This window comes from Pseudomonas sp. 5P_5.1_Bac1 (assembly GCF_025466015.1).
In the GTDB taxonomy this organism is placed as follows: Bacteria; Pseudomonadota; Gammaproteobacteria; order Pseudomonadales; family Pseudomonadaceae; genus Aquipseudomonas.
In genome coordinates this window covers 233,342-250,290 of the sequence record NZ_JANLNX010000117.1, presented here as the reverse complement: position 1 = coordinate 250,290, position 16,949 = coordinate 233,342, and the positions used below count along the sequence as shown (strand labels likewise).

Genomic DNA, 16,949 nt, shown 5'->3' with positions numbered 1-16,949 from the left:
GATCAGGTGCGGCGGAAGCGCTCGATCACTTGCAGGTCGATCTCCACGCCCAGGCCTGGGCCCTGCGGGATCTGCAACTGGTGGCCGCTGCGCAGCGCCTCGACCGGGTACAGCCAGTCCGCCGGCTCGACGAACAGGTACTCGATCTGCGGCACCCACGGCTGCACCGCCGCCAGGTGCAGGGTGGCGATCAGGCCGGGGCCGAAGTACGGACAGTGCGGCAGCACCACGGCGTCATGCTGGCGGGCCAGTTCACCGATGCGCAGCGCTTCGGAAATCCCGCCGACCTTGGTCACACTGGGCTGCACCGAATCCACCGCGCCGCTGACGATGGCCTGCTCGAACTGCACCGCGGTGCACCAGTTCTCCCCCGCCGACAGCGGCACGCCCTGCCCGCGCAGGCTGGCCAGGGTGGCGAAGTCTTCGGGCGGGAAGATCGGCTCTTCCAGCCAGGCCAGTTTCATCTCGCGCAACGCCGGCAGCCACTCGCGGGTGTCGCTGACGCTCCAGCCGCAGTTGACGTCCGTGGCCATCGGCACCGCGTCGCCGATGGCGCGGCGGCAGGCGGCGATTTCGTCGAGGGTGACCTCGTGCAGCTTGATCTCGCGAAAGCCCATGCCCAGGGCTTTCTCGCAGATGGCCGGGGCCACTTCGTTGTCGGCGTAGCGCACCAGGCTGGCGTAGGCCGGCACCTGCTCGCGGATCGACTCGCCCAGCAGGCGGTGCAGCGGCACGCCCTGGCGGCGGGCGCTGAGGTCCCACAAGGCGATGTCGACGCCGGAAATGGCGAACATCGTCACGCCGTAGCGCCCGAACAGGTGCAGGCGCAGTTGCAGCTCGCGGTTGAACGCCGGGATGTCGGTAATCTCGCGGTTCAGCAGCAGCGGCGCGATCAGGCGGTCGATCAGCGCCTTGGTCGCGTCGGCGACAAAGTAGCCGAACGCCTCGCCCCAACCGACATTGCCGTGTTCGTCTTCAAGGCGGATCAGCACGTTTTCCAGGCTGTGCCAGGTGGTCGGGGTGATGCCCAGGCCCTTGCCGCCATCGTGGAAGGGAATCTCGACGACGTGGGTGTCGATGCGGACGATCTTCATACGCGCTCCAGCACACTGGTCAAGGCGGCGCCGGCGTAGGCTCCGCCAACATGGTCACGGCCCGCGCCCGCCGGGGCCATGGCGTCGTAAGGCTGGTAGTCGTCGGCCAGGTGCTCGCCGGCGTTGTCCTGCGGCGCATAACCCAGTTCGCGGGCGCGGCGGTTGTGGAACAGCGGGCTGGGGCTTTCCGAGACGCCGTAGACGATCTCGTTGCGCACCTCGGGATGTTCCAGGCCGATCAGCAGCAACTGCGCCAGGTCGCGGGCGCTGGTCCACATACGCAGGCGGCGGGCGTCGGAGACTTTGGCATCGGCATTGCCGATGCGCACGATGAAGGTCGCCAGGTCGCCGCGCAGGGAGAACGTGGCGCAGGCCGCCTCGCCGAACACCTTGCTCAGGGCGTAGTAGCTGTCCGGGGCGACCGGCATGTCATCGAAATACTCCGCCTGGTCGCCGCGGTACTGGCCGAGCACATGGTGGCTGCTGGCGAAGACGAAGCGCTTCACGGCAAAGCGCTGCGCGGCTTCCAGCAGGTAGAGGGTGGCGTGGTAATTGGGCTCGACGGTGCTCTGGAACGCGATGTCGGTGCCATGGGCGCAGGCCAGGTGGACGATGCCATCGACGCCCTCGACCGCCTGCTGCACGAAAGCCGGGTCGGTCAGGTCGCCGACCAGCGCGCTTTCGCCGCTGACCAGCCCTTCGACGGGCTTGCGGTCCAGCAGGCGCAGCGTGTAGCGCTGGCGCAGGAAGGGCCGCAGCGCGGTCCCGACGATACCGGCGGCGCCGGTGACAAGAAGCGTAGGCATGACAAATTCCTGAAGATCATTTCTGCCGCCGGCTCGCAAGCCGGCCATTTACAGGGTCTGGCGGTGATCCACCGCCGTCCCTGTCACCTTGGCCGGCCCGGGTTGGGGTCGGCCTTGCGCGGCGCACCGCGCTACGGGTTCCGGCCCGAAGGCCGGTGCTCAAGTATCAGGCCGCGGCGATAACCACGCCCTGCTTCGCCGGTTTCTGGCCGACAAAGAACGCCACGATCAACGCACCGAGAATGCCCAGCCCGCCGGCCAGGACAAAGCCGCTGCCGTAGGTGCCGGTGGCCTGGATGATGAAGCCGGTGACGGTCGGTGCAACGATACCGGAGAGGTTGGCCAGGCCGTGCATGAAGCCGCCGGCGGTGCCCACCTGGTGATCGGGCACGGCGTCCTGGATCAGCGACCAGTAGGCCGGCGCGGTGAGCATCAGGAAGCCGATGGCGACGGTCATCACCGCCACGGTGGCGGTCACGCTCTGCACCTGGCCGGTGAGGCCGATGCACACCGCAGCGATCAGCAGGCAGGTGACCAGCACCACCTTGCGCGAGAACAGTTGCTTGCCGGTGCGCTTGAACACCCAATCGATCAGCAGGCCGCCGCAGATGAAACCGACGGTGCCCACCAGCCACGGCAGCGCGGTGACGATGCTCATGGCTTTCAGGTCGATGCCCTTGGCGTCGATGAGATAGCTGGGGAACCAGGTCATGAAGAAATACAGGATGTAGTTGTAGCAGAACAGCGAAACACCCGTGACCAGCACCGAACGCTGCAGGACGATCTGCAACACCGGGGTGCGCGGCGCCTGCTCGGCGGTCATCACCGGCGCTTCGCGGCCTTCGTTGATCTCGGCCAGTTCTTGCGGCGATACCTGCGGGTGCTCTTGCGGGGTCGAGGTTGCCAGGCGGTACCAGGCAATCGCCCAGAGCACGCCGATCACTGCGATCACCACAAAGGCCACGCGCCAGCCCAGCCACAGCGCGAGGAAGCCGACGATCGGCCCGGCCAGGGCGCCGCCCAGCGGGCCACCCGCCTGGTTGATGCCGATGGCGCGGGCGCGTTCCTTGATCGGGAACCAACTGTTGACGGTCTTGTTGGCGGTGGTGGACACCGGGCCTTCACCGATCCCGAACAGCGCCCGGACGATCAGCAGCGACCAGAAGTTGAACGCCAGCGCGGTGGAGCCGCACAGCAGCGACCAGAAACTCATCGACCAGGTCAATACGCGCTTGGGCCCGAAGCGGTCGGCCAGGTAGCCGCCGACGAAGCAGAACAGCGCATAGCCGAAGAAGAAGCTGCTGAAGATCATGCCTTTCTCGGAAGGCGTGAGGTGATATTCCTGGGTAATGAACGGCATGGCGATGGACAGCGCGGCCCGGTCGACATAGTTGATGATCATGGCGATGAACAGCATCGTCAGGATCGTCCAGCGGTAGTTCTTTTTCTTGTTCATGTACGTCTCCGTCCGGCGCCAGTGGCCACCGGATCTTGTTGTTATAGCGCCTGCCCGGAGGCAGCGGAACAGGCGCCTCTGAGGTCTAGACGCTGTAATCCACCGCCACCCACTCGAAGTACTGCTTCAAGTCCGCCACCAGGGCCTGGTGCGCGGGATGTGGCAGGTAACGCTCCACTGCGGCCGCGTCGTCGAAGCCCGCGTCGAGGATGTAGTCCCAGCAGATCGGGCGCTCCAGCTCGTTGGCGGCGACTTTCCAGTCACGGATGAAATCGATCTCCCCTTCCAGCGTGCGCATGCGCTCGACCAGGCGGGTTTCCAGCTCCGGCTGCGGCGCGACGCCAGCCAGGCGGCGGAACAGCACGACATGTCGCATCATCGCCCTGCCCTCCGTCAGCCCAGCACCCAGGCCGGCGCATCCTGCAGCGCGACGGGGCGCAGGAAGCGCTCCAGCGCGGCATAGCCGACCGAGGTGGTGTGCGGGGTAGTCGACGACGGCCACGGACCGCCATGCTGCTGGGCATGGCACACCGCAACGCCGGTCGGCACGCCGCCGAACAGTACGCGGCCGGAAATCGCTTCGGCGGCGCGCAGCAGTTGGCGGTTGTCCTCGCTCGGCGCCTCCGCGCCCCACAGGGTGGTGGTCAGGCTGCCGCCCACCGCCAGCAACACTTCGATGATCTGCGCGGGCGACTGGGCACTGACCACCAGCGCGGCCGGGCCGAACATCTCTTCATGCAGGTGCGGGTTGGCGATGAACGCGGCCGCCTCGGTGGCGAACAAGCGTGGCGCCGGACCGGCCCCGTCGGCCGCCGGCTCGAACACCGCGCGGGCATGGCTGGCGACCGTGGCCGCGGCGGCTTCGAAGCCCTGTTGCATGCCCGGCGTGAGCATACGGTGCGTGGCAATCGGCGCAATGGCTGTCGCCAGTTGGGCGACGAAGCGCTCGCTGAGGTCCGAGGCCAGCAGCACGATCAGGCCCGGACTGGTGCAGAACTGACCGCAGCCGAGGGTGATGGACGCGGCGAGGGTCTTCGCCAGGCCTTCGCTGTCTTTTTCGAGGGCGGCGGGCAACGCCACCAGCGGGTTGATCGAGCCCAGCTCACCGTAGAACGGCACCGGACGCGGGCGGTCATTGGCCGCCTGCCACAGGGCCTTGCCGCCCTGGTACGAACCGGTGAACGCCACCGCGGCGATCCCCGGATGCTGGACCAGATAAGTGCCGCCAGCGCGAGAGGTGCTCTCGATCAGGGTCAGCACGCCTTCCGGCAGGCCCTGTTGGCGCACCACGGCGGCGGCCAGTTCGAACACCGCGCGGGACAGGTCCGGGTGACCGGAGTGGGCCTTGACCACCACCGGGCAACCGGCGGCCAGCGCCGAGGCGGTATCGCCGCCGAGCACCGAAAAGGCAAACGGGAAGTTGCTCGCCGAGAACATGGCGACCGGGCCGAGCGCCCGTTGCACCCGCACCAGCGCCGGACGCCCGGCCGGCGGCGCGCCAGCAACCGCGTCGCTGACCACATGGCGGTACGGCACGCCAGCCTCTACTTCGCTGGCGAAACCGCGCAACTGGAACGCCGTGCGCGCCACTTCGCCATTCAGGCGCGCTTCGCCCAAGCCGCTTTCGCGGTCGGCGATGGCCACCAGTTCAGCCTGTTGGCGCTCTAGGGCAGCGGCGAGCCCACGCAGCAGGCCGGCACGCACGGCGGCAGTGGATTCGGCCCAGAAGCCGGCGGCGGCAACCGCCTTGGCGACGGTCTGGTCGATGATCGCCAGGGACGGGTCTTGATGATCGGTCATGGCAGGCTCCTTCAGCGTGGGTTCGGTTCGAGGTGATAGCCGCGGCCGGTGTAGTCGAAAGCCACCAGCTCGTTGATCGCCACGTCCTTGTCCGCCGGCGAGGCGTAGTAGGCGCGGATCTCCTTGATCAGGCCGGTGGCTTCGTCGAACACGTACCACTCGTCACCGCGCAGCGCGGTGCCTTGTTTGCTTTTCCAGTGGGTCCACTCGATCACCGCTTCGTGGCTGTCGTGGCTGACCAGAATCCTCTCGATGGTCCACTGCGAACCGAGGTTCTCCACGCACCAGACCCATTTGCGGGCGATGGTGTCGGCGCCGCGCCACGGCACTTCCGGCAGGCCGGCGGGGAAGTAATGCACGGCGTCGGGGGTGAAGCAGGACACCAGCTTGTCGTAGTCGGCCTCGTTGCAAGCATCGAAGTAGCGACGGATCAGTTGCGCGTGTTGGTGCTCGGCCACGGCTCAGCCCTCTTTCTTGTCGATGATCGACGGGATCGCCGGGCGGCCGCTGGCCACCCAGGCGTGGTAGTCCGACACCGACGTCGGGCTCGGCGGGTACACGCCCCACAGCGGTTCGCCGGAGGCGATGCGCATCGCCAGGTAGTGCTCGATGTCGTCCTGCACGGTGCAGACCTCGGCCAGTTCCTCGGCCAGGTGCGCCGGGACCACGGTCAGGCCGTCGGCGTCGCCGACAATGATGTCGCCGGGGTACACGGCAACACCGGCGCAGCCGATCGGCACTTGCAGGTCGGCAACGTGGTGGTAGGAGATGCGGGTGGTGGCGGTGATCTCGCGGGCATAGGCCGGCAGGTTCATCGCGGCGATCTCGCTGCCGTCGCGCAATGCGCCGTCGGTGACGATGGCCTTGGCGCCACGGGCCAGCAGGCGGGTCACCAGGATATTGCCGGCGGAGGCTGCGGCCGGGTCGTTGCGGCTGTCGATCACCAGCACGTCACCCGCTTGCACCTGCTCGACGCCGACCCATTGAAGGTTGTCGTCGTTGGGCTTGGTGGTCATGGTCTGGTAGGTGTCGATGTCTTCGCGGGCCGGAATGAAGCGCATGGTGAAAGCACGGCCAGCGAACGGCTTGGTATCGCGGCTCATGGCGCGCAGGCCGACCAGCGCCGGCTGGCGGAAGCCGCGCTTGAACAACTGAGTGGTCAGCGAACCGCTGCTGCAGGCGGCCAGTTTTGCCAGCGTCGCATCGCTGACCTCGACCTTCTTGCCCGAGGCGCTTTCATGGGCGTCGGAATAGGTATGGATGACGGACATTCTTATAGGTTCTCCAGGCAGGATTCATCCGATGGGCGGCCGGCTGAAAATCCCACGATGTGGAACAAAGGCCGGCTTCAAGCCCCGCTGAGGTCGATTCTATGGGGGAAAAACTGCCCGGAAAGGGGCAGAATCGGCCCCATGACAGCCGCGTTCCAACTGATGGGAATAACCGATGAAAACAGGTGAAGGCACCGCCGCCCTCGAAAAAGCTCTCGATGTGCTCCAGGCCATTGGCGCCATGCCCTCGGGCATCACCCAGGCGCACCTGGCCGAGCAGGTGCACCTGCCGCGCACCACGCTGTACCGGATTCTCGCGACCCTGGTGGAGCGCGGCATGATCCGCCGCGACCCGACGCGCAAGGTCTACCGGCTCGGCTTCAACTACCTGGAGATGGTCCGCAACGCCTACCTGGAGCCGGACCTGGTGGCCGCCGCCAGCGCCGAGTTGCGGGCCTTGCGCGACCTCAGCGGCGAGACCTCGTACCTGGCGGTGCTGGACGGCAATCAGGTGTTGTCGCTGGAGCGCTGCGACGGCGCTCACACCTTGCGCTCGGCCGCCAGCCTCGGCCAGGGCAAGCCGGTGTATTGCACGGGGCAAGGCAAGGCGATCCTGTCCGCCCTCGCCCCGCTTGCCCGCGACGAAATTCTCAAAGGCCTGGTGCTGGAGCCGCTGACACCGCTGACCATCACCGACCGCCGTCGCCTGCTGGCCGAATTGCAGATCACCCGCACCCGCGGCTACGCCCTCGACGACGAGGAAATCCGCCTCGGCGTGCGCTGCGTGGCGGCGCCGATCATCGACAAGCAAGGCGTGGTGCGCGGCGCCCTCAGCGTCGCCGGGCCGGCGTACCGCTTGACCCTCGAGCGCCTGACCCTGCTCGGCCCGGAACTGGCCGACGCGGCGCGGCGGGTGGGCGAACAGTTGCGCCCGGAACCGGCCCAGCGCCCGTCCGGGGCGCTGGGCGTGGTGCCGGCGCCCTGGGCGTTTCATGGTGCCTTTGCGCGCTGGCATGCACCGAGCAAGACGCTGTACTGGGCCGACACCCTGGCGCCGGCGATCCATTGCTGGGACGGACACGCCAGCCGCCTGTTGACCCGCCTCGACATGCCGGTGCGGGCGATGGAACTGCATCGCGACGGTTTGCTGGTGGCCCAGGCCGGTGGCTGGTCATTGATCGACTGGCAGGGTCAAGAGCACCCGATGCAGGACCTGCTCGGCAGCCGCCTGCTGGCGTTGGCCAGCCATCCCGGCGGCGGACTCTGGGCCTGCGCGCGGACGGCCGGCGGTTGTCAGATCGGCGAAATGAGCGCCGAAGGCGACCTGCGCCACGGCTGGAACCTGAGCGAGCAGATCAGTAGCTTCCGCTGGGACGCCAGCGGCAGCGCGGTCTTCGCCATCGCCCCCGAGACCGGCGACATCCTGCGCCTGCAGCCGGGCAGCAACGCCGTGCGCCGCCTGGCCTCACTGCCCCGTGGCGGCGGCAGCCTCAGCGGCCTGGCGCTGGATGCGCAAGGCGGCGTCTGGACCACCCAACGCGACGGCTGGAGCCTGGCGCGCTTCGACGCCGAGGGCAATCTGGACCGCATGATCGGCCTGCCGGTGCCCTGCCCGACCGACCTGTGTTTTGGCGGCGAGGACCTGCGCACGTTGTTCATTACCAGCGCCCGGCAGGAGTTGAAGCTGGAGGCGCTGGGCAGTGCGCCGGATTCCGGGTGCGTGTTGCAGGTGCAGACCGAGGTGAGTGGGCAAGTGGGGGTGGCGGTCAGCGGGGTGTTTTAAACCGCAGCGATGAAGCGCTGAAAATCAATTCCATAAAGCTATTAATAAATACGAATTCATTATTTCTGGTTCTAACCGGAAATCCGTAGTCTGCGCTCATGGCCCCACGCTTCAGACCAAGGAATTCTTCATGAGCCACGCCGCCAACATCGTCGACTTCACCCTCTACCGCAAACGCAAGCACGCGCAACAAACCGGTCGTCTGCTGTGGGCGATGTACGCGCAACAGGCCGGCTTCGCCGCGCAACCAGGGAGCGTCGCGGTATCCGCCTCGAAAGCCCCGCGCCAGGCGTGAGGCGATGAATACCCCAAACCGTTTTCTGGTGACCTCGGACGAGCCACCCCTGACCCTGCCGGAAGTTCCCGGCCAGGATGACGACGGCGTCGGTTTGCGTGTCGCGCGCAACCTGCAACGGCTGCGCAGCAAGCGTCAGTTGTCGCTGGATGCGCTGGCCAGGGCCAGCGGCGTGAGCCGGGCGATGCTGGCGCAGATCGAATCCGGGCGCAGCGTGCCGTCCATCCGTGTCCTGTGCAAGATCGCCCACGGGCTGAAAGTCTCGGTCGCGGCCTTTCTCGAACAACGGGAATGCGAGGGAGTGACGCTGTTGCCAGCGCGGGACAGCAAGCGCCTGGTCAGCGCCAGCGGTGCGTTCGTCAGCCGCGCGCTGTTTCCCTACGATGCCGCGCACCAGACCGAATTCTACGAGTTGCGGATCAGTCCGCTGGGAGAAGAGCACTCCGACGGGCATGGACCCGGGGTGCGAGAGAACCTGGTGGTGGCCCAGGGCGCGCTGGAAATCAGCGTCAACGAAGAGCGTTTTCTGCTCTCCACGGGGGATTCGATCGTGTTCTACGCCGACCAGCCCCACCGCTACCGCAATCCGGTAGACAGTGAGGCCGTGGCTTACCTGGTGGTGACCCACCCCGAACGCCGCGACTGAACAGCGCGGCGCTGCTGCATCAGCAGGTGCAGCACATCATCGGCATGCCGTTGCAGCTCATCATCATCGGCATGCTGCAGTCGTTCATCATCTTCATCATCAGCATGCAGCAGTTGTTCATCATTTCCATGCTCATGCCGGCCATCGGCATCATCTTGCAGGTCATGCAGTCGGCCATCAGGGTGCATTCCATCATGCACTTCATCATCGGCATGCCGTTCATTGGCATCATGCCCATCATCGGCATCATCATGCCCATGGCTGCCTGAGACATCCCCATCATCGACAGGTTGCCGCACTGCATCATCATCGGCATGCCGCAGTTCATCATCATCTGCATCATTTCCGCGCTGTTGCGGAACATCGCCATGTCCATGCCGGCAGCAGGCTTCATGGTGCACATCATGCCGTCATCGACCATCTTGCAGGTCATGGTCGCCATCATCATCGGCATGCCCATCATTGGCATCATCGGCATGTTGGCGCTCATCGGCATCTGCATCTGCATTGCGTTCATCATGGTGAAATCCTCTTCAAATTCGACGATAGGGTGTGGAGTTGATGGCGCCGATTCTAAGCCGGCGCGGCGGCGCGACAAGATGGCGGCCCAGCAGCGCCGGACGCTGCCGGAACGACCCCGCACAAGCGATCACGACCCCAAAAGACGCAATGGCCGCGCTATCGAAGCGATAACAGACAGATGCTCCCGTTTCATGACGAAAGCGACGCGATGGATATCGCCAACGCTTCCATGCTCATAACCCAGATGCATATTTGATCTAAGCCACCGGCAAAAAATCTCCGAGCGCCGCGCAGCTCCCGTACTACGCGCCTCTTCACCCCGCCACGGATCACGGCTAACCTTGGCGACCGGCCAGGACGGCATGTCGCGCCGACCGTTCACCCAGCTTTCGGAAACCACTGTCACGATGGAAATTTCTTCGACTCAACCCGCGCACAGCAGCAAGGACAGCGGCGGGCGCGTTCAGGTCATCGACCGCTCGATCGTGCTGCTACGCACCCTCGCCGGCCTCAAGCACGGCGCCAGCGCGCTGGACCTGGCACGGCTGACCGGCATCGATCGTTCCACCATCCATCGTCTGCTCAAGACCCTGACCCACTGGAGCCTGATCGAATCCCGCGGCGCCACTTACCACATCGGCCCGGAAAGCCTGATCTACTCGGCGGCCTACCTGAACCGGCTGAACCTGCGCCGGCTCGCCCTGCCCTACGCCATCGAACTGCAACGGGTGATCGGCGAAAGCCCAGCGATCGTCTCGCTGTCGGTGCCGGTGGGCGACCAGGTGGTGTTGATCGAACGCATGTGGACCCCGGCAACGCCGCTGAACGTGATTGTCGACCTGGCGGACCAATTCCCCATCGAAGGCAGCCCCAGCGGCCGTGCGGTGCTAGCCACCTACACTGAGGCGACCGCGCTGGCGGTGCTGGGTGAAGAACGTTATGCCAAGGCGCTGCCGGCGCTGGAACTGATCCGCAGCCAGCAGGATTTCGCCTTTGGCCATGGAGAGTTCAAGCCTGGGTTGTCGTCGGTGGCGTTTCCGATCCGCGTCGAAACCGGCCAGGCGCTAGGCGCTGTGGTGGTGGCGGGCCTGGGCATGGAAGAAGAAACCCACCCGGCTTCGCCGCTGGCCGCCCATGTGCGGCGGGCGTGCGAGGGGATTGCGGCGCAGTTGGGGAATTTGTGATTCGACGGCGCCTGGGTTGAGGTTTGCGGCGTTCTCGAGATCGAGCGCCGCCTGTGCGGCGCTCGATCTTGAAAGCGCTACAGTTTCCCCGCCAAGCGCTTGAACAAATCCGAATCTCTAGACCCTGTACGGATTCAAACCCCCAACACCTCCAGCAACCGCTTCTTCTGCACCTTCCCATAATGCGAACGCGGCAGTTCTTCGATGAACCACAGCCGCCGCGGGACTTTGTAGCGGGACAACAGTCCGCGACAATGCTCGACCAACACTTCCACGGACGCCGACGCACCACCTTCCAGCACCACCGCCGCGCACACCTGCTCGCCCCACTCCAGATCCGCCAGGCCGAACACATGGGCCTCGCGCACGGCGGCGTGGCTGAGCAGGGCCTGTTCGACTTCGCCGGGCTGCACTGATTTGCCGCCGCTGCGGATGATGTCCTTGCAGCGGCCGAGGACTTCGAGCTGGCCGTCAGCGCGCAGGCGGCCGAGGTCGCCGCTGCGCAGCCAGCCTTCTACCAGCACGTCGCCGGTGAGGCCTGGCTGTTGCCAATAGCCCGCCATCAGTTGCGGGCCCGCCAGGAGGATTTCGCCAATGCCGTTGGCATCGACGCGGTCGATGCGCGCGGCGGCGGCGAACAATGAGCGCCCCACCACGCCCTCGGCGCTCTCGCCGGCCTGACGCAAGGCCTTCATCTGCGCGGCGGCCAGGTAGCAACTCCACGGTGCCTCGGTCATGCCATAGAGCACGGCGATGCGCCCGTCGAACAGGCTGAAGGCGCCCTCCAGTACTTCGCCGGTCAGCGCCGCCGCGCCGATGTCCAGGCTCTTGAACGACGGCAGGTCCGCCGGCGCGCTGCCCGTCTCGCGCAGCAGGCGCAGCAATTGCGTCGGCACCAGCGAGCTGAAGGCCACGCGCTGCTGCGCCAGTTGAGCGAGGAAGGTTTTGCTGTCGAAGCGCCCGCCCAGCACCACCTGCCCACCGCTGAGCAGATGGGCGAGCACCGCCACCGCGGCGATCGGCCAGAGCGGGCGGACATTGAGCAGCACGTCCCCCAACACCGCGCCGCGGGCCATGACGATGTTCTGCAGCACGGCGCACAGGCTGGCATGCCGGTGCATCACCGCCTTGGGCACGCCGGTGGTGCCGCCGGTGTAGTTCAGCGACGCCAGCGACTGCGGCGGCCGCGCCGTACGCGGGGGCAAGGGCGCCGCGGCAGCGCCTGTCAGTTCCTCCAGCGCCCGGCAGGCAATGCCCTCGACGCGCAGTCCGGCGGCGACGTCGGCGTACTGCGGCGAGAACAACAACAGCGCCGCACCGGCGTCGCGCAACTGGGCCAGCAGTTCGACCGGGGACAAGGTCGGGTCCAGCGGCACCCGCACCCGGCCGTTGGCCATGCAGCCATAGTCGGCGATCAGGTAGTCGATGCCGGCATCGGCCAGCAGCGCCACCCGCTCGCCCTCGCCCACGCCGAGCTGGTCCAGCGCCTGGCCGAACGCCGTCAGTGCCTGGTCGAGCTGGCGGAACGTCAGGTGGCGATCCCGCGCGGGCTCGCTGAGGGCCGCGGCCTGCGGCCATTTGCTGGCGGCCTGACCCAGCAAGGTACTGATATCCATGCTTACCACCCGCTCAGGACGATACGTCCGCTGACCTGCCGCGATTCCAGCAGCGCATGGGCCTCGGCCACTTGAGGGAACGGCAGCACGCGGTCGATCAATGGCCGCACCTGCCCGCCATGGATCAGCGCCAGCGCGGTGCGCAGTTGCTCAAGCGTGGCACTGCCCGAGCCCTGGACCTTGAGCCGGCGACCGATCAGCAAGCCCGGATTCACCGCCACAGCGCCCGGCTGCACATTGCCCAGCACCACCACGCGACCGCCGAGGGTCATGCTGCGCAAGGTGTCTTCGAGGGTGTGGCCGAGGTTTTCCATGGCCACGTCGACGCCGCGCTTGCCGGTGAGTTTCCACACCTCGGCGCTGTAGCCTTCGCTGGCCACCACCACGTCATGGGCACCGAGTTGCTGGAGGAACTCGCGCTTGTCAGCGCTGCCGGTGACCGCGATCACCCGCGCGCCCAGCGCCCGGGCCAACTGGATCTGGTGCGCGCCGAGGCCGCCACTGGCGCCGTTGATCAAGACCGTCTCGCCGGGTTGCAACCCGGCCTCGCCGTACAGCGCACGCACGCTGGTGGCTATCGGGCAGGACGCCAGCGCCGCCAAGGTGTAGTCCAGGCCGTCGGGCAGTTCCACCGCCGAGATCGCCGGGATTCGCAGGTATTCGGCGTAGGCGCCTTCGGTGTCCACCGACGGCAGGCCCAGCGCCCGGCACAGGTCCTGGCGACCGCGCAGGCAGTCGCGGCACTGCCCGCAGAAGCGCCGCTGATACACCACCACCCGCGCGCCAACCTTCAGTTGCAACACGCCGGCCCCCAGCTCGAGCACTTCGCCGGCCACTTCATGGCCGAGCACGACCCCGGTATGCGCGCCCGGCAAATGGCCGGCGCGGTGCAGCAGGTCGTGGTGGCAAACGCCCGCGGCGTGCACGCGAACCAGTACTTCACCCGGACCGGCCGTCGGCGTGGGGACGTCTTCCACCTGCAATTGCTCCGGCCCGCCGAAGGCTTTTAGTACTATCGCTTTCATTTTTTATAACCATTTTCTAATTGCTAAGAAGATGTTCATATAACAAACATGTTGTTTGCATTGTGAACATCAATTAAGTTTTCCCCACTTTGACGCCGACCTGCAAGAGGCAAAGCGTCTTTCTTTCACTCTTAGCGAAAACGAAGTCATGACAGTCGAGTATCAACACCTGGGTGACGGGGTTCTGCAGGTCACGCTGAACCGCCCCGAGCGCCTGAATGCGCTGGATGGCCAGGCCAAGCGCGAGCTGGCCGAGGTCTGGGCCCGTGCCGCGGAAGACGACGCAGTGCGCGCCATCGTGCTGCGCGGTGCCGGCGAACGCGCCTTCTGCGCCGGTTCCGACCTCAAGGAAATCGAAGCCACTGGCGAAGCCGTCCCCAGCGACCTGCTGGCCCGCGCCCTGCCCGGCGTTGGCCTGGAACTGCACAAGCCGGTGGTCGCCGCCTTGCACGGTCACACCCTCGGGCTGGGCATCAGCCTGGCGATCCACTGCGATTTCCGCATCGCCCGTCCCGACACCCGCTTCAGCTTCCCGGAAGTGCGCCACGGCATGCTCTCCGGTTTCAGCGCGATCACCCTGCCGACGCTGATTGGCGAGGCAGCCGCGCTGGACATCATGCTCAGCGCCCGCAGCTTCGATGCCGAAGATGCGCTGCGCCTCGGGCTGATCAACCGCATCGCCGAAGACCCGCACGCCGCCGCCCTGGAACTGGCGGCGCAACTGGCCGGACATTCGGCCAAGGCCATGGAATGGACCAAGGCCCTGCTCCTGGCGCAACGCAAGCGCCATCTGACACACCACATGGCCCTGGTCGACCAGGCCCGCCAGGACGTCATGCGTTACCGATAACCAGAAACTGCCAACACAACATCGCCTCGCCAGTACTGTCAGGAACACCCACCACCAGGAATGGAAAGCGGCACCTCAACGGAGCCTCACCATGTCTCGCCCCAACACTTTCCATCCCAGGCTCAACCTGCTGACCGCGGGCATCCTCGGACTGTGCGTCACCCCACTGGCGCTGGCCGCCGAAACCCCGAGCAGCGACACCGCGCTGCAAACCGTGGTCGTCACCGGCGCCCGCGACAGCGGCCGTACCGTGGCCAAGAGCCTGGCGCCGATCGACGTGATCAGCGCCGATGACCTGGCGCGCTCGGGCAAGCAGAACCTGCGCGACGCCCTCGCCGCCAGCGTGCCCTCCTACACCAATGCGGCCGGTTTCACCGGCGGCACCGGGCTGTCGGTGAAGTCCGCGACCCTGCGCGGCCTCGGCGGCAACCATGTGCTGGTGCTGGTCAACGGCAAGCGCCGCCACAACACGTCGCTGATCTTCGTACAGACCGCCGCCACCTCCAGCGGCCAGTCGCCGGCCGACCTCGACCTGATCCCGGTCAGCGCCGTCGACCACATCGAAGTGCTGCGCGACGGCGCCGCCGCGCAGTACGGCTCGGACGCCATCGCCGGGGTGATCAACATCATCCTCAAGAAAAACGACTCCGGCGGCAGCGCCAGCGCGCTGTACGGCCAGTACGAGAACCGCATCGGCGGCAAGGGCAACTTCGGCGCCCGCGGCCAGGGCCAGATCAACCAGGGCTTCGCCCTGCCCAACGACGGTTTCTTCAGCCTCAGCGCCGATATCGGCATTCAGGAAAGCTCCAACGTCGCCGGCGCGGTGCCGGACCGCACGCGCATCTATTTCCCGGTCAACGGCGCCGCCGACCCGCGCGAGAACAGCGAAAGCCGCTACCGCCAGCAGCTCGGCCAGCCGCGTTCGCAGACCTACAACTTCGGCTACAACGCCGAACTGCCGCTGAACGACACCGTCAGCCTGTATTCCTTCTCCACCCTCAGCCACCGCAACTCCACCAGTTGGGGCACCTACCGCACCGCCAACTCGCCGCAGAACATCGTCTCGGTGTACCCGGAAGGTTTCTCGCCGCGCTTCGTGGTGGAAGAAGATGACTTCCAGACCGTGGTCGGCCTGCGCAATGACGATGTGGCGGGCTGGAAACTCGACCTGAGCACCAGCTACGGCCGCAACGACGCCAACACCCGCAACGAGAAGTCGCTGAACCCGTCCCTCGGCCCGGACAGCCCGCGCGACATGGACGGCGGCCATCTGATCGCCAGCCAGTGGACCAACAACCTCGACCTGACCCGCGCCTTCGACACCGGCCTGTTCGCCAAGCCGCTGAACGTGTCCACCGGCCTGGAATTCCGCCGCGACGGCTTCGAAATCCAGGACGGCGACTACGCCTCCTATGCCGATGGCGGCTACGTCTTCCCGGTCGGCCACCCGCTCGCCGGCCAGCGCCCGAACCCCGGCGCGCCAGGCCTGGTGGGCTTCACCCCAGCCGACGCACACAACTATTCGCGGACCAACACCGCCGGCTACATCGACCTCAGCCAGAGCCTCACCGACCAGTGGGACGTCAGCCTCGCCGGGCGTTTCGAGCACTACAGCGACTTCGGCGACACCGGCAGCGGCAAGCTCTCCACCCGCTACGCCTTCACCCCGGCGTTCGCCGTGCGCGGCACCATCAGCAACGGTTTCCGCGCGCCGTCGCTGCAGCAGCAGTACTACTCGTCGTCGCTCACCGCCTGGCGCACCAGCCCGCTGACCGGCGTACTCGAACAGGCCACCACCCGCTACGTCACCGTCGACGACGCGGCCGGCAAAGCGCTCGGCGCCAAGCAGCTCAAGCCCGAGAAATCGCTGAACTACAGCCTCGGTTTCGTCGCCACGCCGACCGACAACCTCAACGTCACCGTCGACCTGTACCAGATCGACATCAAGGACCGCGTCCTGCAGACCAGCAACCTGCAAGGCACCGCCGTGTCCAACGTGCTGGCGGCCAACGGCCTGGACCCGAACCAGATCGTCTCCTACTTCGGCAACCTGGCCGACACCCGCACCCGCGGCATCGACCTGGTGGCGGACTATCGCTACGACCTCGGCGAGTACGGCAAGACCAAGTGGACCCTGCTGAGCAACCAGAGCCTGCAGACCATCGAGAAGATCAAGGAACCCGACGCACTGGCCGGCACCGGCGTCAGCGCCGTGGGCCGCGACCGCCAGGGCAACCTGACCAGCGCCTACCCGAAAAACGTCACCTCGCTGACCGCCGCCTGGCAACTGGGCGACTTCGACGTCACGCTCAAGGGCACCCGCTACTCCCGGGTCACCGGCCGCAACCAGATCTCCGCCAGCCGCGACGAGGAAATCCGCGCCGCCTTCATCACCGACCTGAGTCTGGGCTACTGGATCAGCGACGCGGTGAAAGTGACCGTCGGCGGCGAGAACATCTTCGACCGCCGTCCGCAGCAGCTCAACGACGAAGCCAAGCGCTTCTACTTCTTCCCCACCGACGACCCGACCTATAGCTGGTACTCGCCGTACGGGCTGGAAGGCGCGTACTTCTTCGGCAAAGTCGACGTGAGCTGGTAATC

At 66.5% G+C, this 16,949-nt stretch carries 16 protein-coding genes; 6 read left to right on the top strand and 10 right to left on the bottom strand.

All coding sequences use genetic code 11. The features are described 5' to 3' along the window. Nucleotides 1-2: 2 nt before the first annotated feature. From NTD82_RS28630 to NTD82_RS28600, 7 genes are all read right to left on the bottom strand, one after another. Nucleotides 3-1,094, bottom strand: a complete 1,092-nt coding sequence (locus NTD82_RS28630) for a mandelate racemase/muconate lactonizing enzyme family protein (RefSeq protein ID WP_262131161.1) — start codon at nucleotides 1,092-1,094, stop codon at nucleotides 3-5. Then, nucleotides 1,091-1,900 (bottom strand): NAD-dependent epimerase/dehydratase family protein, encoded by an 810-nt coding sequence (locus NTD82_RS28625; protein ID WP_095155165.1) that lies wholly within the window; start codon nucleotides 1,898-1,900, stop codon nucleotides 1,091-1,093. The genes NTD82_RS28630 and NTD82_RS28625 overlap by 4 nt, the downstream gene beginning before the upstream one ends. A gap of 166 nt (nucleotides 1,901-2,066) precedes the next feature. Continuing rightward, nucleotides 2,067-3,356, bottom strand: coding sequence for an MFS transporter (locus NTD82_RS28620; protein ID WP_262131160.1), 1,290 nt, complete (start codon nucleotides 3,354-3,356; stop codon nucleotides 2,067-2,069). 85 nt (nucleotides 3,357-3,441) lie between these two features. Next, nucleotides 3,442-3,735, bottom strand: coding sequence for a Dabb family protein (locus NTD82_RS28615; protein WP_095155167.1), 294 nt, complete (start codon nucleotides 3,733-3,735; stop codon nucleotides 3,442-3,444). Nucleotides 3,736-3,749: 14 nt separating this feature from the next. Then, nucleotides 3,750-5,156 (bottom strand): aldehyde dehydrogenase (NADP(+)), encoded by a 1,407-nt coding sequence (locus NTD82_RS28610; RefSeq protein WP_262131159.1) that lies wholly within the window; start codon nucleotides 5,154-5,156, stop codon nucleotides 3,750-3,752. An 11-nt stretch (nucleotides 5,157-5,167) separates the two neighbouring features. Beyond that, nucleotides 5,168-5,614, bottom strand: coding sequence for a nuclear transport factor 2 family protein (locus tag NTD82_RS28605; RefSeq protein WP_262131158.1), 447 nt, complete (start codon nucleotides 5,612-5,614; stop codon nucleotides 5,168-5,170). Nucleotides 5,615-5,617: 3 nt separating this feature from the next. Continuing rightward, nucleotides 5,618-6,427 carry a ribonuclease activity regulator RraA gene (locus NTD82_RS28600; protein ID WP_095155170.1) on the bottom strand — a complete coding sequence of 270 codons (810 nt, stop codon included), beginning with the start codon at nucleotides 6,425-6,427 and terminating at the stop codon, nucleotides 5,618-5,620. A gap of 175 nt (nucleotides 6,428-6,602) precedes the next feature. Between NTD82_RS28600 and NTD82_RS28595 the strand changes: the two genes are divergently transcribed. The 3 genes from NTD82_RS28595 (at nucleotide 6,603) to NTD82_RS28585 (ending at nucleotide 9,151) form a co-directional block, all read left to right on the top strand. Beyond that, nucleotides 6,603-8,210, top strand: coding sequence for an IclR family transcriptional regulator C-terminal domain-containing protein (locus NTD82_RS28595; protein WP_262131157.1), 1,608 nt, complete (start codon nucleotides 6,603-6,605; stop codon nucleotides 8,208-8,210). 130 nt (nucleotides 8,211-8,340) lie between these two features. Further along, nucleotides 8,341-8,505, top strand: coding sequence for a hypothetical protein (locus NTD82_RS28590; protein ID WP_175650037.1), 165 nt, complete (start codon nucleotides 8,341-8,343; stop codon nucleotides 8,503-8,505). A gap of 4 nt (nucleotides 8,506-8,509) precedes the next feature. Continuing rightward, a complete protein-coding gene (locus NTD82_RS28585; RefSeq protein WP_095155172.1) occupies nucleotides 8,510-9,151 on the top strand; it encodes a helix-turn-helix domain-containing protein in 642 nt (213 codons plus the stop codon). Between the two features lie 19 nt (nucleotides 9,152-9,170). On the opposite strand, the gene NTD82_RS28580 is transcribed toward NTD82_RS28585, so the two are convergent. After that, nucleotides 9,171-9,671, bottom strand: a complete 501-nt coding sequence (locus NTD82_RS28580) for a hypothetical protein (RefSeq protein ID WP_262131156.1) — start codon at nucleotides 9,669-9,671, stop codon at nucleotides 9,171-9,173. Nucleotides 9,672-10,035: 364 nt separating this feature from the next. Here NTD82_RS28580 and NTD82_RS28575 point away from each other — a divergent pair, with 364 nt between their 5' ends. After that, nucleotides 10,036-10,857, top strand: a complete 822-nt coding sequence (locus tag NTD82_RS28575; protein ID WP_262131155.1) for an IclR family transcriptional regulator — start codon at nucleotides 10,036-10,038, stop codon at nucleotides 10,855-10,857. Nucleotides 10,858-10,991: 134 nt separating this feature from the next. Here the strand turns inward: NTD82_RS28575 and NTD82_RS28570 are convergent, their stop codons facing one another. Beyond that, complete coding sequence (locus NTD82_RS28570; RefSeq protein WP_262131154.1) at nucleotides 10,992-12,473, bottom strand: class I adenylate-forming enzyme family protein; 1,482 nt, start codon at nucleotides 12,471-12,473, stop codon at nucleotides 10,992-10,994. 2 nt (nucleotides 12,474-12,475) lie between these two features. Then, nucleotides 12,476-13,498 (bottom strand): alcohol dehydrogenase catalytic domain-containing protein, encoded by a 1,023-nt coding sequence (locus NTD82_RS28565; protein ID WP_262131153.1) that lies wholly within the window; start codon nucleotides 13,496-13,498, stop codon nucleotides 12,476-12,478. 148 nt (nucleotides 13,499-13,646) lie between these two features. Here NTD82_RS28565 and NTD82_RS28560 point away from each other — a divergent pair, with 148 nt between their 5' ends. Both NTD82_RS28560 and NTD82_RS28555 read left to right on the top strand, forming a co-directional pair. Next, entirely contained in the window at nucleotides 13,647-14,348 is a 702-nt protein-coding gene (locus tag NTD82_RS28560) for an enoyl-CoA hydratase/isomerase family protein (RefSeq protein ID WP_262131152.1), read from the top strand. 91 nt (nucleotides 14,349-14,439) lie between these two features. Continuing rightward, the gene (locus NTD82_RS28555; RefSeq protein WP_262131151.1) at nucleotides 14,440-16,947 is read left to right on the top strand and encodes a TonB-dependent receptor plug domain-containing protein; all 2,508 of its coding nucleotides are present in this window, start codon (nucleotides 14,440-14,442) and stop codon (nucleotides 16,945-16,947) included. Nucleotides 16,948-16,949 lie beyond the last annotated feature (2 nt).